The sequence below is a fragment of the Brevundimonas sp. GN22 genome (genome assembly GCF_054824005.1).
Map to the genome: position 1 here is coordinate 27,700 of NZ_JSYD01000070.1, position 21,584 is coordinate 49,283.

At 62.8% G+C, this 21,584-nt stretch carries 20 protein-coding genes; 8 read left to right on the forward strand and 12 right to left on the reverse strand.

Annotated elements, in window-relative coordinates; genetic code table 11:
* The first annotated feature begins 40 nt into the window (after positions 1-40).
* From OB03_RS10010 to hisC, 3 genes are read left to right on the forward strand one after another with little or no spacing between them, the layout of a single operon-like run.
* Entirely contained in the window at positions 41-1,108 is a 1,068-nt protein-coding gene (locus tag OB03_RS10010) for a DUF2125 domain-containing protein (protein WP_242912349.1), read from the forward strand.
* Complete coding sequence (locus tag OB03_RS10015; RefSeq protein WP_242912350.1) at positions 1,108-1,788, forward strand: hypothetical protein; 681 nt, start codon at positions 1,108-1,110, stop codon at positions 1,786-1,788. The genes OB03_RS10010 and OB03_RS10015 overlap by 1 nt, the downstream gene beginning before the upstream one ends.
* Positions 1,789-1,812: 24 nt before the next feature.
* Positions 1,813-2,913, forward strand: a complete 1,101-nt coding sequence (gene hisC, locus OB03_RS10020) for a histidinol-phosphate transaminase (protein WP_461344034.1) — start codon at positions 1,813-1,815, stop codon at positions 2,911-2,913.
* A 60-nt stretch (positions 2,914-2,973) separates the two neighbouring features.
* On the opposite strand, the gene OB03_RS10025 is transcribed toward hisC, so the two are convergent.
* The 5 genes from OB03_RS10025 to OB03_RS10045 all read right to left on the reverse strand — a co-directional run bounded on the left by OB03_RS10025 (position 2,974) and on the right by OB03_RS10045 (position 6,858).
* Positions 2,974-3,756 carry a MipA/OmpV family protein gene (locus OB03_RS10025; RefSeq protein WP_461344035.1) on the reverse strand — a complete coding sequence of 261 codons (783 nt, stop codon included), beginning with the start codon at positions 3,754-3,756 and terminating at the stop codon, positions 2,974-2,976.
* Between the two features lie 92 nt (positions 3,757-3,848).
* Positions 3,849-4,559, reverse strand: a complete 711-nt coding sequence (locus tag OB03_RS10030; RefSeq protein WP_242912353.1) for a lysophospholipid acyltransferase family protein — start codon at positions 4,557-4,559, stop codon at positions 3,849-3,851.
* 5 nt (positions 4,560-4,564) lie between these two features.
* A complete protein-coding gene (locus OB03_RS10035; RefSeq protein WP_461344036.1) occupies positions 4,565-5,206 on the reverse strand; it encodes a YdcF family protein in 642 nt (213 codons plus the stop codon).
* A gap of 9 nt (positions 5,207-5,215) precedes the next feature.
* Positions 5,216-6,115, reverse strand: coding sequence for a cell division protein FtsX (locus tag OB03_RS10040; protein ID WP_461344037.1), 900 nt, complete (start codon positions 6,113-6,115; stop codon positions 5,216-5,218).
* Entirely contained in the window at positions 6,112-6,858 is a 747-nt protein-coding gene (locus OB03_RS10045; RefSeq protein WP_461344038.1) for a cell division ATP-binding protein FtsE, read from the reverse strand. The genes OB03_RS10040 and OB03_RS10045 overlap by 4 nt, the downstream gene beginning before the upstream one ends.
* 74 nt (positions 6,859-6,932) lie before the next feature.
* On the opposite strand from OB03_RS10045, the gene OB03_RS10050 reads away from it, so the two are divergent.
* Both OB03_RS10050 and OB03_RS10055 read left to right on the forward strand, forming a co-directional pair.
* Positions 6,933-7,901 carry an MJ0042-type zinc finger domain-containing protein gene (locus OB03_RS10050; protein WP_461344039.1) on the forward strand — a complete coding sequence of 323 codons (969 nt, stop codon included), beginning with the start codon at positions 6,933-6,935 and terminating at the stop codon, positions 7,899-7,901.
* Entirely contained in the window at positions 7,894-8,427 is a 534-nt protein-coding gene (locus OB03_RS10055) for a phosphoribosyltransferase (RefSeq protein ID WP_242912358.1), read from the forward strand. The genes OB03_RS10050 and OB03_RS10055 overlap by 8 nt, the downstream gene beginning before the upstream one ends.
* A 43-nt stretch (positions 8,428-8,470) precedes the next feature.
* Here OB03_RS10055 and lysA read toward each other — a convergent pair whose 3' ends face one another.
* From lysA to argH, 3 genes are read right to left on the reverse strand one after another with little or no spacing between them, the layout of a single operon-like run.
* Positions 8,471-9,745, reverse strand: a complete 1,275-nt coding sequence (gene lysA / locus OB03_RS10060; protein WP_242912359.1) for a diaminopimelate decarboxylase — start codon at positions 9,743-9,745, stop codon at positions 8,471-8,473.
* Positions 9,746-9,769: 24 nt separating this feature from the next.
* Complete coding sequence (locus tag OB03_RS10065) at positions 9,770-9,988, reverse strand: hypothetical protein (RefSeq protein ID WP_461344040.1); 219 nt, start codon at positions 9,986-9,988, stop codon at positions 9,770-9,772.
* On the reverse strand, positions 9,985-11,349 hold the full coding sequence (argH, locus tag OB03_RS10070) for an argininosuccinate lyase (protein ID WP_242913084.1): 1,365 nt from the start codon (positions 11,347-11,349) through the stop codon (positions 9,985-9,987). Before argH ends, OB03_RS10065 begins: the two co-directional genes overlap by 4 nt.
* 37 nt (positions 11,350-11,386) lie before the next feature.
* On the opposite strand from argH, the gene OB03_RS10075 reads away from it, so the two are divergent.
* A complete protein-coding gene (locus OB03_RS10075; RefSeq protein WP_461344041.1) occupies positions 11,387-12,004 on the forward strand; it encodes a TlpA family protein disulfide reductase in 618 nt (205 codons plus the stop codon).
* 66 nt (positions 12,005-12,070) lie between these two features.
* Here OB03_RS10075 and OB03_RS10080 read toward each other — a convergent pair whose 3' ends face one another.
* A complete protein-coding gene (locus OB03_RS10080) occupies positions 12,071-12,400 on the reverse strand; it encodes a hypothetical protein (protein WP_242912362.1) in 330 nt (109 codons plus the stop codon).
* Positions 12,401-12,491: 91 nt separating this feature from the next.
* Positions 12,492-13,151, reverse strand: coding sequence for an SOS response-associated peptidase family protein (locus OB03_RS10085; protein WP_461344042.1), 660 nt, complete (start codon positions 13,149-13,151; stop codon positions 12,492-12,494).
* A 276-nt stretch (positions 13,152-13,427) separates the two neighbouring features.
* Here OB03_RS10085 and OB03_RS10090 point away from each other — a divergent pair, with 276 nt between their 5' ends.
* The gene (locus tag OB03_RS10090) at positions 13,428-14,210 is read left to right on the forward strand and encodes a hypothetical protein (protein WP_461344043.1); all 783 of its coding nucleotides are present in this window, start codon (positions 13,428-13,430) and stop codon (positions 14,208-14,210) included.
* Positions 14,211-14,439: 229 nt separating this feature from the next.
* On the opposite strand, the gene clpB is transcribed toward OB03_RS10090, so the two are convergent.
* Complete coding sequence (clpB, locus tag OB03_RS10095; RefSeq protein ID WP_461344044.1) at positions 14,440-17,028, reverse strand: ATP-dependent chaperone ClpB; 2,589 nt, start codon at positions 17,026-17,028, stop codon at positions 14,440-14,442.
* Positions 17,029-17,161: 133 nt separating this feature from the next.
* Complete coding sequence (locus OB03_RS10100; protein ID WP_461344045.1) at positions 17,162-19,387, reverse strand: TonB-dependent receptor domain-containing protein; 2,226 nt, start codon at positions 19,385-19,387, stop codon at positions 17,162-17,164.
* Positions 19,388-19,658: 271 nt separating this feature from the next.
* Between OB03_RS10100 and OB03_RS10105 the strand changes: the two genes are divergently transcribed.
* Positions 19,659-21,557 (forward strand): BCCT family transporter, encoded by a 1,899-nt coding sequence (locus OB03_RS10105; protein WP_461344046.1) that lies wholly within the window; start codon positions 19,659-19,661, stop codon positions 21,555-21,557.
* Positions 21,558-21,584 lie beyond the last annotated feature (27 nt).

Here is a 21,584-nt window from a genome sequence, read left to right on the forward strand (position 1 = left end):
TGTGCGAGACGCCGACCAAGCCCTGTTCTATAAGCCGCCCATGACCTCTGCCCCCTTGCCTACCGAACGCCACAGCCGCCGCGGCCTGTTCATTCCCTTCATCATCGTCGGGATCGCGCTGGCACTATGGACGGTCTGGTGGTTCTGGCTCGCCAATGAAGCCAAGAGCCAGTTGCAAACCCGTCTGGATCGGCTGCAAGCCTCGGGCTGGAGCGTTGAACATGCCGGAATATCCGCCAGCGGCTGGCCCCTGCATACGCGCCTGACGGTGAAAGAGGGCCAGTTCATCGCCCCGTCCGGTCACGGCATCAAGGCACCGTCCATCGCCGCAGAGGCCAACACCTATAATCCGCTACACTGGGTCGTCGTGGCCGACAAAGGCCTGACGCTCGTGCGGGCTGAAAAGGGCGAGACGCTGGTGGCAGCAAAGGCCATCCGGCTTAGTCTGACCGGCATTCGCCAGCGTTGGCCCAATGTTGCGTTCGAGATCGCCCAGCCGGTCTTCACGCCTGCCGAAGGGGCCGAGCCCTTCCCACTGGCCAATGCCGAACTGATCCAGCTCTACATGCGTCCCCACTTGACCAGCAGCACGACGCCCGGCGATGATGTGGACATCATGTTCCGCCTCATTCAAGCCCACGGCCGCGAAGGTGGTCCGGTGCAGGGCTTTGCGCAGAACGGCGAACTGACCCTTCAGGTCGAAGCCGTGGTCGAGAAGTCCTCGGCTCTGCGCCAGCCTGCGGCCGCCGCCGGCCTGTTGTCGGCATGGACCGCAAACGGTGGCCGCTTCGTCAATGTAAAGGGCGAGATGAAGGCCGGTGAAAGCCAAGCCGTTCTGACCAGTCCCGTCCTCAACGCCGACGACAAGGGCCAACTGGAGGGCGAGGTGCAGTTCAAGGCCGTTAAACCTTTGGCCGCTCTGGTCGGTCTGGCTGGTAGCCATCAGGGACAACCCGCCGAGAGGGCCGCGGCTGCCCGCGCCGCCGCCTCTGCTCCGCAAGGCGGTGAGGGCGAGGCTGCTCAGGACGTCGAGCTTTCGGTCCTGTTCCGCAAGGGCCGCACCTATCTGGGTCCGTTCGCGCTGGCTCCGGCACCGAAACTGTTCTGATGCTGCACGCCCCGGAAGAAGACCCGCAACGCCTCGCATTGGACAAGGCTGTGGCCGACGCCGTGGCCGCGCGTCTGACGGCCGGCCCGCGCGGTCGGCCCGACGCAGATGCCTTGGCCTTGCGCGAACTGCTACGCGGACTGACGCCGCCACAAAGATCGGCTCTGCGCGCCGTCATGGGCCGCATGGAAGCCGGTCATGGCAAACCTCTTCTGGCCTGTGGCGGCATTTCCCAGCTTCTGGCCGCAGATCGCTGGGGGCCGTTTGCCCGTCCGGTAGCAGAGCCGGACCAAGCTCTCGACGCCGCCCGCGCGGGGGCCCGCGCCCTGATTGACATCGGCAACCGTGCATGGTGGGGCAAGCTGCTGGCGGACCCGACGGTGAAGGTCATCGCCGCCCTGCCCGATGACGCACAGGCCCGCCCGCGCGCCTTTATGGTGTCGACGGAAACCAGCGGCCCGACCGGGGATGACCGCACCTTCTGGGTGACAGACAGTCCTCTGCCCGATTTCGAAATCATCGCCCACCTGTCCAACAACGGGCTGGCCGCCAGCTTGATGGCCGAATCCGGTGGCTTGATGCTGTTTACGCTGAGTGGCTATGTGCAGGCCGACGACGGGAGGCTGCAAGGCGCTCCCGGAACCCTGCAAGGCATCATCGGTGCCGCGCCAATATTCTGACTAGAGATCATTCGAGGAAGCGTCATGACCGATCAAAGCGCCAATGCGCCCACCCCCAAGCCGGGTATTCTGGACATTGCCCCCTATGTCGGCGGCAAGGGCGCGCTGGACGGCATCGCCGAACCCATGAAGCTGTCGTCCAACGAGAACCCGCTGGGTGCGGGTCCCAAGGCTCGCGAAGCCTTCGCCTCGGTGCTCGACAAGATCCACATCTATCCCGATGGCCGCGCCGACAAGCTGCGTGCCGCTGTGGCTGCCAAACATGGTCTTGAAGAAGACCGTCTGATCTTCGGCAATGGCTCGGATGAAGTTTTCGCCCTGCTGAACCAGACCTATCTGACGGCAGGCGACAATATCGTCACCGGCCAGTACGGCTTCCTCGCCTATCGCATCTCGGCACTGGGCTGTGAGGCGCAGGTCAAACTCGCCCCGGAGCCGGGGTATAAGGCCGAGGTCGATGCCCTGCTCGAGCAGGTCGATGAGCGGACCAAGATCGTCTACGTCTCCAACCCGTCGAACCCGACCGGCAGCTGGAACACGGCAGAGGAAATCCGCCGCCTGCACGCCGCACTTCCGCCGCACATCCTGCTAGTGGTCGATGAGGCCTATGCCGAATATGTGGTCGAGGCTGAGTACGAGAGCGCATTCGAGCTGGCTCGCACGGCCAACAACATCATCGTCACCCGCACCTTCTCCAAGATCCACGGCCTTGGCGGTCTGCGCATCGGCTTCGGCTACTGCCCTGCTGACGTGATGGGGGCGATGGACCGTATCCGCCTGCCGTTCAACGTCTCGGTTCCGGGTCTGGCAGCGGCGGTGGCAGCCGTGAACGACGAGGAGCACCAGCAGGCTTCGCGTAATCTGGTGCTGGAATGGCGCCCGCGTCTGACGCAGGTCATCAAGGGTTTCGGCTATGAAGTTCTGCCGTCTGTCGGCAACTTCATCCTTGTCCTGTTCAAGGACCCTGCCGAGGCCAATGCCGCCAGTGACTGGCTGAACCAAAAGGGCATTATTGTCCGCGGCGTGGGTGGCTATGGCCTGCCGCAGGGCCTGCGCCTCACCATCGGCACGCCGGACCAGAACCGCGCCGTGGCCGATGCGCTGAGCGAGTTCGCCTCCCGTTAAGGGTTGCTCACCGCCTGATAAAGCAAACGCCGCGCCCCGAAAGGAGCGCGGCGTTTTTCATCACATGCTGCTGAAGCGAACCACGCCGACGAGCCCCGCACGCCAGATGTAGTCGTCTTCGATCAGAGGGCTGTTGGCCGCATCCCCGAGGTACTTTTCATAGTTCACGAAAGTGCCCACGCCATATCGGTCACCGATCGGCACTGCGAGGAAGGCCGACACGCCCGCCGCCGACATGCCGCCATCGCCTTGGAACGACTGGTAGTCGGTCACCGCTGCCTCGGCATCCGTAACACCGAAATAGCGGTTCAGACGGTCATCGTCGCCACCGCGGCCATAGGCCATCACCTGCAAAAGCCCCACCGGCGTCACGCGCTGATGACCAACCTGCGCTTGCCAGGCAAAACCGGCATCATCGCCGGTCACGTCCTGCTGGATCCGGCCACCGACGACGACATTTCCCGGCAGTCGCTTGAAAGCATAGAGCGCCGCATCGGCACCCAGTTCGGGACGGTTGTCGAAGCCTTCGATCTCGCCAGCAGCAAAACGCGGGCGCAGTTGCACACCGGCGCGGAAGTCATCGGTGTTGATGGCATTATAGCCGATACCGTCCAGCCCGTTGGCATAGACGATGTCGCGATAGGAAGCCGAACCCCAGAAGGTCCAGTTAACGTCCTTGGTGCTGGCACCGGTCGCGCTGAAGCCGCGCACGAAACCACCGCCGACGTCGACCTTCCACGTCTTCGGGGCTTCGACCTGTTCATAGGGCTGGGACTGGGCCAGCGCCTGTCCGGAGACAAGCGCCAGTGTTGTCGCGGCAAAGGCCACGGTCACGATACGCATCACAAAGGGCTCCTGAAGGGGGAAGTCCGCGCACGCGCAGACATTCAGTCAGCCACCTTTGAGACTATATTTCGGGCGCCAGAATGCCTTGATCAGGGCTGCAAAAGGGCGGTCGACGCCCTTTCGAGTGAAGCTTCCATACGCTTCATGAACTCGCCGCGTTTCAAGCCCGCTTCGATGGGCGGCAGGAATTCGAAAACCACTGTACCCGGCTTGAACTTGGTCAGGCCCTTGGCGGGCCAATACTGGCCCGAGTTGGTCGCGATCAGATAGCAGGTTGCATCAACATCCCGATAGATAGCGGCTACGCCGGGCTTGTACTCCGGCACCGCGCCCGGTTGGGTTCGCGTGCCTTCCGGGAAGATCATGATCTGGCGTCCTTCGTCCAGACGCGCGCGGGTGTTGCGCACCATGTCCTTCAGTGCCTTGGCGTGGGCTTCGCGGTCCACGGGGATCATCTTGGTCTTCCAAGCGAACCAGCCAATGAAGGGCATGGCCATCAGCTCTTTTTTCAGCACGAAGGCCGGATCCTCGATCACCGTGAACGGCACCACGATATCCAGCATGCTCTGGTGTTTTGCTGCCACCAGGCCCGGACCCGTCGGGCGGTATTCCAGTCCGCGCACCTCGACCTTAATGCCTGCGATCCAGCGCGCGCCGAACAGCACCATACGCGCCCACAGCCGCACCACGCCCATGGCCGCGTTGTGGTTCATCAATAGCGCGGGCGACATGCCGATGGCGCATATCGGCATCGACAGATACAGCCACACAGAAAAGAGCAGCGAGCGGATAAGAGTCATAAAAGTCAGGCCTCGGCGGCAGTCTGGGTCAGGGAAGCCGCGTCGAGCGGGCGCTCCGGATGGAATCCGCGCAGCCTATGCCACGCCTCGCGCCCCAACACGGCTAGGTATTTCATGTATTCCAGCGTCATGCGGCGCGCCGACTTCTCGTTGCGCCACCAGTTCGGCTGATCCAGCGTTGGCGTGGACACCGCATAGGGTATGAGAACCACGCCGGGCAACGCGCTGCGGATTTCGAGCATGCTGCGGGCCATGTGATAGTCAGATGTCACGACAATCAGGCTGCGGTAGTCCTGTTTGCGGGCCCACTCGGCGATCTCGCTGGCGTTGCCTACAGTGTTCTCGGCCTCGAAGCCCAGATCGACACAGCAGTTGAACAGCTTGCTCGAACCGGGGGTGAGGGCACGCAGTTCGCGACGGCGCACTTCGCGGTTCACACCGGAAATCAGCAGCCGCTCGCCCTTGTCCTGTTCCAGCAGTCGGATGGCGGCATTCACGCGCTCGGCCGATGGTCCTGTCAGGGAAACGATAGCATCGGCACGCGCGGGCTCCGGCGCAGGGGTGAAGTCCTGAACCCTGTCTGCAAATACCAGCAGACCGACCAGCCACATCAGAACGATGGCGGCGATAAGCGTAAGGAACTTCATAGTCCCTTCCTACCCACGACCCGCCAGTTTCGCCAGTGCCGTCAAGCGCGCAGCTAGAACCGCTGTCACCGCAGCCAGTATCGGGCAAACCACAATGGCCACCAGATCAAGGAAGCGCACCGGCAAGGCAGGTGTCAGACCGGCCTCCCCGCCGACCATTCTCATGATTGCCATGGCCAGACCTGCGACCACCGATCCAGCCGCACCGGCAACGAGGGCCAGCTTGCCGAACTGGGTCTGGTAAAGTCCTGCGACACTGCGATCGGAGGCCCCGTTAAGGCTCAACGTCTCGATGATATCGGCCTGGGCCGTCATGCCTGATCGTGTGGCATAAGCGATGACCGCTGCTGTCGCGCCGGCGATCAACACAAAGGCGGCTATAGCCAGAGCGGTCACGATGCCGGCAGCTCGCTCGACCTCGCCGCGCCACAGGCTGTGATCATCGACCGACGCATCAAGTCCCGCCTCGGCCAAGGCTCGGCTCAGGGTCGGCGCGCTGGCGGGTGCCTCCGGATTGAGGCGCACCACCACCAGATAGGGCAAAGGTAGGTCGGGCAGTACCGCCTCGCCCACCCACGGGGCCAGCAGGCGCTCCGAGGCCTTGCGATCCAGCGCATAGGCTTCATCGACGCCCTTAACCCCAGACAAGGCTTCTGCAGCGCGGCTCGCGGCGGTAGGGCCGGTTTCGTCGACACGCGGACGGACCTGAACCGTGGCCTCGCCACGCAGTTCGCGGGCCCAGCCGTGGGCGGCGCGATCTGCAGCCAAAGCCCCTATCGCGGCCAGCGAGGCAAGGAAGCACAGCACCGCAATCACCGCCGCCAGCCATCGCTCTCCAGAACGTTCGCGCGGCAAAAGCGAGCCGGGAACCGGCAACGGTTTTCGAACTACAGGCTGAGCGTCCGTCATACCGCCTCCACCACGGGAGCTTGGGGACGGGGCTGGGGCTCTATCGACTGCAATTGGCCATTCTCGAGGTGAAGCAGGCCAGCACCATACTGATGCGCCAGTTCTTCGTCATGAGTGGCGATCAGGACCGTCGCACCCAGTTTGTTCAGCGACTGGAACAGTCGCATCAGCTTGTCGCCCATGGCGCGGTCAACGCTGCCGGTCGGCTCGTCCGCCAGTATCAGGCGCGGACGGGTTATCACCGCACGCGCAATCGCCAGTCGTTGCTTCTCCCCGCCCGACAATGATGGGGGAAGAGCATCAAAGCGTCCGCCCAGGCCCACCCAGCGCAGCATTTCGGCCACGTCCTGAGCATAGTCGCGCGGCTTTTCACCGTTCAGACGCAGCGGCAGAGCCACATTGTCGAAGGCCGACAGGTGCTCCAGCAGCCGGAAGTCCTGAAACACCATGCCGATGCGACGGCGCATTCGGGGAATCGCGGCGCGCGGGATCTGCGTAACATCCTGACCAAACAGGCCAATTCGACCGGCACTGGGTCGCTCGCTTAGCGTCAGCAAACGCAGCAGGGTCGACTTTCCTGCACCGGACGGTCCGGTAAGGAAATGGAAAGAGCCCTGAGGCAAAATAAGGTTAACGTCGCGCAGAACCGAAGGACGGCCGGAATAGCCGAACCCCACGTTTCTGAGGCGCACGATATCGGTCTCGTTTTTTAGCGCGCTGGGGCGACGTTCTTGAGTTGGCATAAGGTGTTTTCATTTTGGACCGGGGCGAGTGCGCCCTCGACAGGAGGGGGCCAAACGCCTCTTAGCCGCCGCCTATGATACTAACCTGCCCCGCCTGCGCCACCAGCTATTTTGTGCCCGATAACGCCATCGGTGCGTCTGGACGTCGCGTCCGCTGCAAATCGTGCCGTAATGACTGGCGCGCAACCAACGAGGATGCCCCGCTAGACCTCGGCGAGGTCGCTGCGGCCACGTCTCCCGGACTGGGCAAGGCCGACGATACAGTGCAGGTTGAGGAGGAACAGATTCCCCCTCCCCTGCCGCAAGCCTTCCGCGCGCGCGCAGAGCAGAAACGCCGCACCCAACAAGCCATCCGGCAGGGCCTGGCCTGGGGCCTGACTGTTGTACTGGTGCTGCTGGGTCTTCTGGTCGCCTATCTGTGGCGCGACAGCGTGGTCGCCCGCGTGCCCAAACTGGCCAGCGCCTATAGCGCATTCGGGATCGAGACGAATCCCTTCGGTCTGGAGTTCGAGGCGGTCTCGACCGGTTTTGCCCGCAATGATGTGAGCCAGATTTACGTCTCGGGAGCGTTACGCAACATCCGCGACCGCGAGATTATGCCGCCTGCCATTCGTGTGGGGATTCTGGATGCAAAGGGTGTCGAGATCGGCCACCGCATCATCAATCTGGACACGGCACCGGTGTTGCCCGGCGGTGTTCAGGGCTTTGCCGTCGTCTTGCCCAACGCCGACGGGCGGTTCGCCGAGGCCGCTTTGAGCTTTGTTCTTTCCGAAGCCACGCCCCAGCCCAAACCCGCTGGCACTTCCTCTGACGCGCCCGCGCAAGCCCCTGCTGTCGTTGAGCCACAGCCGGCGGCGAAAGCTGCGCCCGCAGCCGCTCCAGCGCCGGCAGCACCGCCGGCCAAGTCCGAGCCCAAACCCAGCGCCGGGCAAAGCCAATCCGATGACGGCCTTCGCCGCATAAGCGAACTTGCCCCCCACCCTATTGGTCGAACTGATCTCGACATGCAGCAGCGGGTCGGGGTATCGGCAGGTCATGGCTGACACTCCCCCGAACACGCCGACCGTCCTTCTGGCCCAGAGCGAGATCGACCGTATCAATGCCGAACTGGCTCGTCGGATCGCTCCGGTGATTGATGACGACACGGTCGCCGCTGTGTTGCTGACCGGCGGCCTGTGGTTCGGATCGGACCTGACCCGCGCCCTGTACCGCGAAGGCCGCAACGTGAAGTTCGACGCAGTTTGGATGTCGTCCTACGGTGATGAGAAGCAAAGCCGTGGCAAGGTCACGGTACGCGCGCCCTTCCAGCGCTCAATGGAGGGCAAGACCGTCCTTTTGATCGACGACGTTCTGGACAGCGGCCTTTCGTTGATCGAAGCCATCCGGATCACCAAGGAAGCCGGAGCCGCCCGCGTCCTGACCTGTGTCTTTGCCCGCAAGCCTTGCGAGCATGAGCGGATTGAGCCTGACTTCGTGGGTTGGGAAGCCCCTGCCCGCTTCCTCGTCGGATACGGCCTTGATCACCAAGGCGGCATGCGCGGCCTGCCTGACATCTGCGCTCTGGACTGATCCACTAAAAAAGCCTCCGTATACGACGGAGGCTTTTTCGTATTTAGAGCCAGTCGGCGATGGGCTCTCTGGCGAAGATCTCGTCATAGGTCGGGCGCGGTTTGATGACGGCCCATTTGTCGCCATCAACCAAGACCTCAGCCGCCATCGGACGGGTGTTGTACTCGCTGCCCATCACTGCGCCATAGGCACCGGCCGACATGAACACCACCAAATCGCCCGCCTTGAGCGGAGCCAGTTCGCGGTCTCGGGCAAAGGTGTCACCTGTCTCGCAAACCGGACCGACGATGTCGTGGGGCAGTCCCTCGCCCTTAACGGGACGGACCGGCTTCACATCATGGAACGCGTCATAGAGCGCCGGACGCATCAGATCATTCATCGCCGCATCCAGCACGAGGAAGCGACGTCCATCGGTGCGCTCGTTTACGTGAACCACGCGGCTCAGCAAAATGCCTGCATTGGCCGCCATCAGGCGTCCCGGCTCGAACGCCGCTTCGACATTCAGGCCATCCAGAACACGCGCCACCATGGCGATATATTCTGACGGCGGCGGGGTGTCGGTTTCCCCGTAGTACGGCACACCCAGACCACCGCCCAGATCGAGGCGGGTCACAGTATGGCCCTGCGAGCGCAGCGTCTCGGTCATACTGCGCAGGACTTTGAAGGCCGCTTCCATCGGGGTCATGTCGGTGATCTGGCTACCGATATGGCAGGCCAGACCGACCGGATTAACGTGGTCCGATGCCGAAGCGACAGCATAGAGGTCGAGCGCTTCCTCGACAGGAACGCCGAACTTGTCGCCCGCGCCGCCCGTGGTGATCTTGGCGTGACCGCCTGCACCGATCTTTGGGTTCACGCGAATAGCGATATCAGGCTTGGCCCCCATTGACGCCGCCACCGAGATCAGGCGCTGAAGCTCCGTCGAGCTTTCCACGTTGATCTGTCGAACGCCTTCGCGCATGGCGAATGCCAATTCGCTGTCGGTCTTGCCGACGCCCGAGAAAATGATTTTGGCCGCGGGAATACCGGCTTTGAGCGCGCGGCGGATTTCCCCCTCCGACACCGTATCGGCACCGCATCCCAAACGCGCCAGCGTTGCCAGCACAGAAAGGTTGGAGTTGGCCTTGACCGCAAATGCGATCAGCGCCTCGCCCAGCGCGCCCGTGTGGGCATCGCATGCCTCACGCAGCAGGCCGTAGTGGCGGCGCAGTGTTCCGGCCGAATAGACATAGGTGGGCGTGCCCACCTGCTCGGCGACAGTCTCCAGATTGACGCCCTCCGCATGGAGGACGCCATCCTTCAGTTCGAAATAATGCATGCCGCCCCCTCAGGTGGCTGGAAGTCAGTACTGCGGGCGACGGCCCGTCGGATCGGCCGGACCACCGTCAATCGGGTTCTGGCTGTTGGGGCTCAGAACCGTAGCGGGTTCACGATTGCGTTCGGTCCATCGCGAGTTGGTAGTCGGACGTGCACCCGGAGCTTCCAGATCGGCCATCTTACCGCAAGCCGACAGGGTAAGGGCCGCTAGGGCAGCTGCAGCTAGGATCAGGGATTTCTTCACAGGCGCGTTCTCCAGTCGGCGATACGGGCGCGGACCTGATCCGGTGCCGTGCCACCATACGACTGGCGGCTGGCACACGAGGCCTGCGGGGTCAGGACAGCATAGACGCCATCGTGAATGCGGTCATCCAGCGACTTCAGTTCTTCAATCGGCAGTTGGCCAAGATCGAGACCCAGTTGCTCGGCGCGCTTCACGGCGGCACCGGTCACGTGGTGGGCCTGACGGAACGGCAGGTTCAGCTCACGCACCAGCCAGTCGGCCAGATCGGTCGCAGTCGAGAAGCCGGCACCGGCAGCAGCGGCCATCTTCTCGGTGTTCGGACGGAAGGCCGAAATCATGGCCGTCATCGACGACAGGGCCAGGTTCAGGGCGTCAAACGCCTCAAACACCGGTGGCTTGTCTTCCTGCATGTCCTTCGAATAGGCCAGCGGCAGGCCCTTCATGACGGTCGTCAGGGCAATGAAGGCACCGTTGATGCGACCGGTCTTGGCGCGAACTAGCTCGGCCGCGTCCGGATTGCGCTTTTGGGGCATGATCGACGAACCGGTCGTCAGATCGTCCGGCAGGGTGATGAAGCCGAACATTGGCGTCATCCAGACCACGATCTCTTCAGCCAGACGCGACAGGTGACCACCGGCAATCGACGCAGCAGCAAGGCATTCAAGTGCAAAGTCACGGTCCGAAACGGCATCCAGCGAGTTGGCCATCGGACGGTCAAAGCCCAGAGCCTCAGCCGTCGCATGACGGTCGATCGGGAACGGCGAGCCAGCCAGAGCGGCCGCGCCCAGCGGGTTCTCGTTCATGCGGGTGCGGGCGTCCGAGAAACGCGAGGCGTCGCGGCCGAACATCTCGACATAGGCCATCAGGTGGTGGCCCAGCGTCACCGGCTGTGCGGTTTGCAGGTGGGTGAAGCCCGGCATCAGGTCGCCGGAGTGCTGCTCGGCACGATCCAGCAGCGCACGTTGCAGGTCTTTCAGTTGCTCGACGGTGCGGTCTGCGGCATCGCGGACCCACAGGCGGAAATCGGTCGCCACCTGATCGTTGCGCGAACGGGCGGTGTGCAGACGGCCCGACGGCTCGCCGATCAGCTCGCTCAGGCGCGCTTCCACGTTCATGTGGATGTCTTCATAGGCGTCGCGGAACGGGAAGGTGCCGTCCTTCATCTCGCCTTCGATCACATCCAGACCGCCGAGGATGGCGTCGGCGTCGGCCTGCTGGATGATGCCCTGTTTGGCTAGCATGCGGCAATGTGCGCGCGAGCCTGCGAGGTCCTGCGCCCACAAACGTTTGTCAACGCCGATGGAGACGTTAATAGCCTGCATGATGTCGGCAGGTTTGGCGCTAAAGCGGCCACCCCACATCGACTGGCTTTGTGGCTTGGCGGAAGACGTATCGGACATGAGCGGCTCTAAACGGACAAAGGCGATCGGATTTTTGATCGGGGCCGTGATCCTCGGGATCGCGGGCGCAGGGCTGCTATACGTCAAAGGGGACGGCCGGATCAAAGGTTCTGATGCAGGCTCGACGAATGTTTCGTCACTACAGGCCTATGCGACGGGCGGACTGTCCAAGATGATCCTGCCCGATCCCGCCCCAGCACCCGATCTGCCGTTCCAGAACGCGGCGGGTGAAGCGCTCCAGTTCAGCGACTTCAAGGGCAAGGTCACGGTCGTGAACCTGTGGGCCACGTGGTGCGCGCCGTGCAAGATCGAGATGCCAACGCTAGCGGCCTTGGCCAAGCGGTACGAGGGAAGCGACGATGTGGCGGTTGCGGTTATCAGCATGGATACGGACCGCGCTCAGGAGGCAGCCAAGGCGTTCATCGCCGAGCATGCCCCACTGGCATATTACGCCGATCCCAAATTCCGCATGGCCTTCGAGTTTCCGGGCAAGGGAGCAATGCCGCAGACGATCATCCTTGATCGTGAAGGGCGCGTTCGCGCCGTCATGATCGGCGAGGCCGACTGGAACGGGCCGGAAGCCGTCGCCCTGATCGAGGCCCTGATCAAGGAATAGTGCGTAAAGAATAAGGGCCGCTCTTTCGAGCGGCCCCCGGATGCCTTGGCATCAAACCCGTTGGACTTAGTTGCCTTCGAGCTTAGCGCGGGCGTCGGCTGCAGCCTGTTCGGTCGTGGCAGCAGCAGCAACGGCACCATCCTTGATGGTTTCACCGGCCTTGTCGGCGGCAGCAGCGGTCGAAGCGGCAGCGTCCGAAGCCGCAGCCTTGGTGGCGTCGGCAGCGCTGTCAGCAGCGGTTGCAGCGGCGTCGCCAGCGTGTTCGGCAGCGGCAGCAGCGTCAGCAGCAGCGGCGTTTGCGTCGGCAGCGGCCTTGTCTTGCTCGGGTTGGGTGCAAGCAGCAGCGCCAAGAGCCAGAACGGCAGCAGCGGCGATGGAAAGCGAACGAATACGCATGGGATCAATCCCCCTTCGAAAAGGCCGCCTAATGCGGTCCGAGGGTGATAACGTTCTCGTGATAGTCCGGTTGCAAAAACGTGATCGAATTTCAGAACAGCTCGCCCTGGGGCGGCGGCGCTTTCGTCTCGCGCGGCTTTTTTGTGCCTGTACGCGGGGCTTGAACAGCAACCAGCGTGCCTGTCGGTGGCGGTAACAGGACGTTTTCGGAAGGCGCGCGGTCGAATAGCCAGTCAGCCCAACACGCAGCCGGCAACGGCAGGACGCCGCGGGTGTGGAACGGCGCGACATCGGCTCCGGGCTCTGCGGTGAGCAATGAGAAGCGGACGTCGTCTCCGGTGGCTCTCCAAAGCGCAGCGAGCATCAGCAAGCTTTCGTCCGGCGCATACAATCGCCAGCGGGTTTTTGGTGTGGCTTCGCCTGTAAACTCGTAGAAGCCGGACACCGGTACCAGTGCTCGCCCGCTGGCTTCCTTATTGGTGAAGTGACGGCCTTCGGTGCGGAAGTTGATTATGGGCCCCGCCTTTTTGCCATCGGCGCGGGTCGGGGCATCGAACCCGAAGCCACCCATCAGCGCTTCGGCCTGCTCGCCCTCACCCGCCCTTACCAACACCGAGCGGTGGGTGGGGCGCACCTCCTCGCGAGGTTCCAGATTGGGGATGCCCCCGCGAAAGACGAGGCCGATCCCCGTCTCGGAAAAGGTCTCGACCAATTGGGTCACGGAGAATTTGGCTTCGTAGGAGGCGCACATGCTTGATCGTCCCTTCACAGCCACCATCCGGTGAAAATGCGAGCCGTTCAAGCGCCGGACGGAACGACACCCGCCAACAAAAATGCGAGCCTCACTCATCCGCCCACGGACACGCTTCGTAGATAGCTCAGTTGGCGAGATGCCGACACTTCCGGGCGAGGCTGGCGGGACGTCGGCTGCTTCGTCAGGGGCGACAGCGACCATGGGGTGTGCCGGTGCGCGCCATGGTCCTGCGCATCCAATCCCTGTCTTCTCAGCTCTTTTCAGGATCATCGTATGTTCAAGACGTTTTTGATCACATCGGTCGCGACCCTCGCGGTTGCCGGTAGCGTGCAGGCACAGACGGCTCCCGGCCGCTGGTCGGTGAGCCTCGAGGCAGGTGCCGAGTTCCCCGTCGACGGAGACGTACATGGCGGCGCGACCGCTCGCGTGCCGGATCTTGGGCCGCTCAATCCGGCTCTGGCGGGGGTCGATGCCGAGCTTCGCATCCAGCCTCGCAGCTTTGATGACATCTATGGCGAGGGCATGAGCATCGGTGCCCAGTTCGCCTATGGGATGATGGAGAACGGCGAAGCGTTCGGCACCGTCCGCTATATGAAGGCCGACGAGGGCCGCGTTCAGGTCGGTGGCGCATTCGTGCCTGCCCTCAACGCTACTTTGCCGGTCTATGGCATTTTCAGCGATTATGAATCTTGGGCCATCGAGGCAGGCTATCGCCAGTATTTCGGCAACGGCCCGCTGAAGCCTTATGTGGCCGGCCGTCTGGGGGCGGTCTTCACCGACAAGATCAGCGCCACTTTCGAAATCCCTGACGGCGGCATCACCATCGCCGATGCGCCGTTCTATGACAGCTCCACCAGCTTCACAGCAGGACTGGATGTGGGCGTGTCCTACGCCGTCAGCGACATGGTCACGCTGCAGGCTGAAACCGGTATCCGCCACATCACCAAGCTGGAAGACGACGACAGCGCGATTGGCGGTCTTGGGCTCGCGTCGATCAACAATGTGGGCGAACGCACGTACATGCCTTTGACGGTACGTGCCCGGTTCGCGTTCTAGGTCCGGCGCTGAAAGGTCGCTGCGGGAGCAACCCCGAACTCGCAGTGGCCCTAAGCAAGATGTGCCGCAGGAAGGTCCTCTCTCTGTCCCTTGGCACAACCGGACTTAGGGCGTGGCGAACGACCGGCCCGCCCCTTGTTGTTTCCGTGAGGCGGAGGTGCGCTCAATGCGCGCCTCCGCTCTTTTTATACGGAATGAAAAGGGCGGCTCGTGGAGCCGCCCTTCTGCGTTAGTGGACTTGGGGTTTGCCGATTTGGAGGCCGTCTTCGGCTGCAGAGACGTGGACCACCGAGCCGTCGGTGAACTCGCCTTGCAGGAGTTTGCGGGCCATCGGGTCGACCAGTTGTTTCTGGATGACGCGTTTCAGCGGGCGGGCGCCGTAGACGGGGTCGTAGCCCTTGTCGGCGAGCCAGTTGAGGGCGCTGTCGTCCAGAGCCAGCGTCAGGCGGCGCTCGGCCATCAGGGCTTCCAGTCGCTTGAGCTGGATGCGGACGATGCCGCCCATCTGTTCGCGGCCGAGGCGTTTGAACAGGATGATCTCGTCGATCCGGTTCAGGAACTCGGGGCGGAAGTGGGCGCGGACCTGCTCCATCACCATCGGGCGCACGGCCTCGACATCATCGCCCTCGCCCTGATTGGCGAGGAACTCCGACCCCATGTTGGAGGTCATGATGATGAGGGTGTTTTTGAAGTCGATGGTGCGGCCCTGACCGTCGGTCAGGCGACCGTCGTCCAGCACCTGAAGCAGGATGTTGAAGACGTCTGGGTGGGCCTTTTCGACCTCGTCAAACAGGATGACCTGGTAAGGGCGACGGCGCACAGCCTCGGTCAGGGCACCGCCCTCGTCGTAGCCGACATAGCCCGGAGGGGCACCGATCAGGCGGCTGACCGAGTGTTTCTCCATGTATTCGGACATGTCGATGCGGGTGATGGCGCTGTCGTCATCGAACAGGAACTCGGCCAGAGCCTTGGTCAGCTCGGTCTTGCCCACGCCCGTCGGGCCAAGGAAGAGGAAGGAGCCGATGGGCTTGTTCGGGTCGTTCAGGCCCGCACGCGCACGGCGCACGGCGTCGGACACGGCGGCCAGCGCGTCATCCTGACCGACCACGCGGTTGCGTAGGGCGTCCTCCATCACCAGCAATTTTTCGCGCTCGCCTTCCAGCATCTTGTCGACGGGGACGCCGGTCCAACGGGAGACGACGGCGGCGATTTGCTCGGCGTCGACCACCTCGGCGGCGAGGCTGGATGCCTTTTCTTCCTCGTTGGCTTGCGCCTCTTCGAGCTGGCGTTCCAGTTGCGGGATCTGGCCGTAGGCAATTTCAGACGCGCGGGCGAGGTCACCCGAGCGCTGGGCGTTAGTCAGTTCAAGACGCAGGCGGTCCAGCGTCTCGCGCAGTTGGGCGGACTGCCCGACCTTGTCCTTGGCGGCCTTCCACGCCGTGGTCATGTCCTCGGACTGAGCTTCCAGATCAGCGATTTCGTCCTCGAGCTTTTCAAGGCGCAGGCGCGAGGCGTCGTCGTCTTCTTTCTTTAGGGCTTCGCGTTCGATCTTGAGCTGGACGAGGCGGCGGTCGATTTCGTCCAGAGCCTCGGGCTTGGAGTCCACGGCCATGCGCACGCGGGAGGCAGCTTCGTCCACGAGGTCGATGGCCTTGTCCGGCAAGAATCGGTCGGTGATGTAGCGGTTCGACAGGGTCGCTGCGGCCACGATGGCGCTGTCGGAGATACGGACGCCGTGGTGGACTTCGTACTTCTCCTTCAGGCCCCGCAGGATGGAGACAGTGTCTTCGACCGTCGGCTCCTCGACCATGACCGGCTGGAAGCGACGGGCCAGAGCGGCGTCTTTTTCAACGTGCTTGCGGTATTCATCGAGCGTGGTGGCACCGACGCAGTGCAGTTCGCCGCGGGCAAGGGCGGGCTTGAGCAGGTTCGACGCGTCCATCGCGCCGTCGCCCTTACCGGCACCGACCAGCGTGTGCATTTCGTCGATGAAGAGGATGATACCGCCCTCGGCAGCGGCGACCTCGTTGAGGACGGCCTTCAGGCGTTCTTCGAACTCGCCACGGTATTTGGCACCGGCGATGAGGCTGCCCATGTCGAGGGACAGGACCTTCTTGTCGCGCAGGCTCTCGGGCACGTCGCCGTTAACGATGCGTAGCGCCAAGCCTTCGACAATGGCGGTCTTACCCACGCCCGGTTCACCGATCAGGACGGGGTTGTTCTTGGTGCGGCGGGCGAGGACCTGAATGGTACGGCGGATTTCTTCGTCGCGGCCGATGACCGGATCGATCTTGCCGTCAGCGGCGGCTAGCGTCAGATCGCGGGCATAGCGTTTCAGGGCGTCATAGCCGTCTTCGGCGCTGGCGCTGTCGGCGGTCTGGCCCTTGCGGATTTCGGTGATGGCGGCGTCCATCTTGGCGGGGGTTACGCCCACGGCCTTGAGCACATTGGCCGCTACGCCGCCTTCGTGGGCAAGGGCGGAGAGAAGGCGCTCGGTCGTGACGAAGGCGTCGCCTGCGGCCTTGGCGTCGTCCTCGGCCTTGGCAAAGACGCGGGCGGTGTCGCCGTCCATATAGAGCTGGCCGTTGCCGCCGGTGACCTGCGGGCGCTTCTTCAGCGCGGTCTCGATGTCGGCAATGGCGCGGTTGGCGTCACCGCCAGCCTTGGTGATCAGATTGCGGGCAAGGCCGTCGCGTTCTTCGAGCAGGACTTTGAGCAGGTGCTCGGGTGCGAACTGTTGGTGGCGGCGGGCGAGCGCCAGCGACTGGGCCGACTGGATAGCCTGTTTGGCGCGGTCGGAATATTGTTCAATGTTCATTCTGGGCATCCCCTGAGAGGCGGATTAGTGGGCCGCGCCCCGCATTTGCAGCGACGCGGCCCCGATGAGTCTCAGGTGGGAAACCCGCTGTTTTTGCGCAAGGGGATTTCCCTGCAAAAACAGTGGCGGTCGATCAGGTGCCGGTTGGACCCGTCGAGAAGTCAAACTGCTCGGGCTGGCGACGCGGGCTGGAACCCAGTTGCCAGCTCAGGCCGATGTAGAAGGCCCGCAGGTTGATGTGCTGGTCGCTGACCTCGCGGAAGGCCGGCGTGTCGTAACGGGTGGTGTTCTTGAAGCTGTTGAACAGGTCGCGTCCCGTGACGTTCAGCGACAGCTTGTCGTTCAGCTTGCGACGGTAGCCGAGGTTGACCATGCCGCCCGCTTCGCGCGTGCCCTGGGCCAGAAGGCTTTCGCCCTGCCAGAAGCCCGACACCTGGACGAAGTCCTTGTCCGTCGGCTGCCAGTTCAGGCTGAGGCGACCGCTGACCATGGTGCCTTCGCGGTCCTTGCCGCCGACGATACCCGCTGCGTCGATCTGTTGGTGGAAGACGTTGGCGCTGGCGTTGTAGCGCAGGGTCGAGTGCAGACGACCTGCTGCCGTCAGCTCAAGTCCCGTGTCGGTGCGGCCGCCGAGGTTTTCCGGACGGGTCAGGATAATGCCGTCTTCGATCTGGGTGGCGACGTCGGTGAAGGCCTTGTCGGTGTTCCGGTAGTAGAGCGTGGCCTGATAGAAGTTCTGGCCCTTGCGGACCTGCCACATACCTTCGAAGGCGTCGGTTTCCTGCGGACGCAGGTTCGGATTACCCGAGGTGCGGTGCAGCGGGCTCTGATACGAAACGAACGGGTTCAACTGGGTCAGTTGCGGACGCTGGATGCGGCGCGAATAGCTGGCACGCAGGGTCTGGGTTTCCGACAGTTGATACTGCAGGTGGCCGGTCGGATAGGCACGGAAATAGTCCTGCTCGGCCTTTTGACCCCCGGTGATGTCGTTCATCTCCAGATCGGCCTGCTCAAGGCGCAGGCCCGCCTGCGCCGACAGCTTGTCGGTCAGGGCACGCTCGTAGGTACCGTAGAAGGCGTGGACGGTCTGGGTGCCTTCAAACTGGTTGCTCAGGCTGGGCACGAGTTCCAATGCGTCCGGACGGGGGCCGCGCTTGAAGGTGGTGTCGAGTTCAGGAGCCAGATAGGTCAGTTCATAGCCAAGGCGCAGCTTCTCGCCTTCCGCCATCGGGCGGGTATAGGCGCTGGTGAAGCCGAGGATGTCGGTCGTGTTGTCCTGACCGTAGCGGTCGAAACGCACAGGAGCGACGGGCTGGGTAAAGCGGTTCTCAAGCAGGAACTGGGTATCGCTCTCATGCTGGTCAAAGCGCAGTTCGTTCGACCATTCGTGGCCGTCGTCGCTGAAGCGTTTGATCACGCGGGCCGTGGCACCCACGTTGGTTATTTCCATGCCGCCCTGATTGGCGACCTGATAGGCATCGGTCACCACCCCCGCGCCATCGCGGATTTCATAGAAGCCGACGTTTTGAGGATCGATGTCGAAGGCCATCAGGCGCACTTCGCCGCTGATCGTGGTGGTGTTGTCCAGCTTGTACTCTGCCGAACCGCGACCAAAGCCGCCGCGCTGGCTGGTGTTGGATTCCTGATAGACGCGGGTGGTGCTGGTCACGCGCCCTGCGCCGTCCAGCGTTTCCCGCTCGGTCGGGAACTCGAAGTCATTCGCGTCGTAGCGATAGCTGAGGTCGCCCGACAGGGTCAGCTTGTCCATCTGGCGCGAACCGCTGATGCCCGCGTTCCAGCGCCCGTTGTCGCCGACATTGGCGCGGATCGAGCCGGTGGTCTGAACGCCCGGACGCGGAGCCGAGGGCTTAGTGATCAGGTTGATCACGCCGCCGCCGCCCTCTGGCGTATAGGCCGCCGACGGGTTGGTCATGACCTCGATACGCGCATACTGGTCGGCAGGCAGTTGCAGGATAGCCTGGGCCCGGCCCTCACCGCTCAGGATACCGGAGGGGCGGCCATCAACCAGAATGGTGACGTTCGAGTTGCCGCGAAGCGAGACATTACCCTGCGGGTCCACGTCGACCGACGGGACATTGCGCAAGGCGTCAGCCAGCGCGCCGGTCGTGGCCTGTAGATCGTTGGCAAGGCTGTAGCTGACGGAGTCGATAGAGGTACGGATTCCGTCATTGCGTGCGGCCACCACCACGTCCCCGACGCGGGCAGGCTCTTCCTGATCGGCGGGCTTGGCCGCGACTTGCGGTGCAGCGGCCCGCTCCGGCTCCGTCTGGGCCCATGCGGATGAGGCCATCACAGAGAGCGCGGCACCGGTCAATAGTGCGATCTTCAGTCGGGTCATGAATTATGTCCATGGAGCAGGTTAGAGCTCCCGATAGACGTCACTTTATTCGTTTCCAAGTTAACATTAAGACATGTATCGAGCTCTTATATTACAGTCTCGAAATGATTTAGACATATTTGTGGTATTTAAAAATACCAATAGTATATAGTTAAAGCGATAGTTAATACTGAAATATCTAATCCCACAATCACAGCGTGCTGCAAGGCGTTTAGGCACAAAATTGGAACCTAAGACGATCGATTCGGTTGGGTTCCCTATGATTTCCTCAATGAATGTTCGCACCTTTTGCGGTGCAAGCGCGATCATACTTCTGTTGGCCGTATTCACGATCGTGATGCCGCAGACCGCGTCAACAGTCTTCGCCCTGGCACAAAATTGGACCATCGAGAATTTCGGCTGGTTTTATGTCACCGCCGTCGTGGTGTTCTTCGTTCTGATGGTCTGTCTGGCCATCGGCCCCATGGGAAGGCTGAAACTGGGTCCGGACGATTCCGAACCCGATTTTCCGTTTATCTCGTGGGTGGCCATGTTGTTCGCGGCCGGCATGGGTATCGGCCTGATGTATTTCGGGGTTGCCGAGCCGGTCCAGCACTACATCACCCCGCCGGAGGCCGAGCCCGGCACCCTGTCCGCGGCTCGCGAAGCCATGGCGATCACCTATACCCACTGGGGCTTCCACGGCTGGGCCATCTATGGGCTGGTCGGCCTGGCGCTGGGATATTTCGCCCATCGCAAGGGATTGCCGCTGGCCATGCGGTCGGTATTTCACCCGCTGATCGGCGACCGGATCTACGGCCCGTGGGGCGATCTGATCGACATCTTCGCCATCTGCGGCACCCTGTTCGGTATCTCGACATCGCTAGGTCTGGGGGTCAGCCAGATTGTCGTCGGCCTCAACGTCCTGTTCGGGCTTCCCGCGACGCCTTGGATGCAGGTGCTGCTGATCGGCATCGTCGTGGGACTGGCCACGATTTCTGTCCTGTCGGGCGTCGGTAAGGGCGTGCGCCGCCTGTCCGAGCTTAATCTGGTCATCGCCGTCTGCCTGATGCTGTTCATCCTACTGGCCGGACCGACGCTGTTTCTAATCCGCGCCTACGTCCAAAATTTCGGCCTTTATCTGGATCACTTCGTCCTGCGCAGTTTCCAGCTCTATGCCTATGAGCCGCGGGCATGGCTGGCCGACTGGACCCTGTTCTACTGGGCGTGGTGGATTTCGTGGTCACCGTTTGTGGGCATGTTCATCGCCCGCATCTCGCGCGGTCGGACTGTGCGCCAGTTCATCATCAGCGTGCTGACCGTACCCACCGCCTTCACCTTCCTCTGGATGACCGTCTTCGGGAACTCGGCCATGGCACTGGATATGGGCGCGGCCCAGGGCGCGATTGCGGATGCGGTGCAGACCGATCTCTCGACAGCCTTGTTCAAATTCCTCGAATACTTCCCGCTGCCTATGGTGACTTCGGGCCTCGCCATCGCTCTAGTAATGGTGTTCTTCGTGACGTCGGCAGACTCCGGTGCGCTGATCCTGGCCAATCTATCGGCGCGCAGTACCGAGGACGATGATGCGCCAGGCTGGATGAGGGTCTATTGGGCTGTGCTGCTGGCGGTGGTTTCGGCAGCCTTGCTGGTTGCCGGGGGTCTGTCCGCTCTGCAAACAGCCACACTCATCGCCGCCCTGCCCTTCACCGTCATCCTGCTGCTGACGGGCGTCGGACTGGTGCGACAGATGAATGCGGACCTGACAGGTGAGGTCATCGAGCAGGCCGCCCCGCATCTGGGCGCACGCCTTCGCTACATCCTTGCCCCTGCCACGCGCGAGCAGATCGGTCGTCAGATTGACCGGACCGCCCGCCCCGCACTGGAAGAGCTACATCAGGCCTTGAGTACCGACGCCGAGATCGCGCGTCTGGAGACCGAGGGAGACACCGTCACCCTCTGGATCGACAACGAAAAGGGTCGCTCGTTCCACTATTCCACCAGTCCCCACTCGCGGCCGCGTCCGGCATTGACCGCCGCCGATGCCAAAGAGAATCGTCGTGCGATCGAGTGGCGAATGATGGCCAGCAGCAGTGACGGCAAGCGCCCGCGCGACATCACCGGCTTTACCCGAGAACAGGTGGTGTCCGATGTGCTGGAACATCTGCATCGCTGGCGGGCAGCATTGTAGCGGCTGGTTATGGCGCGACGGCGAGAA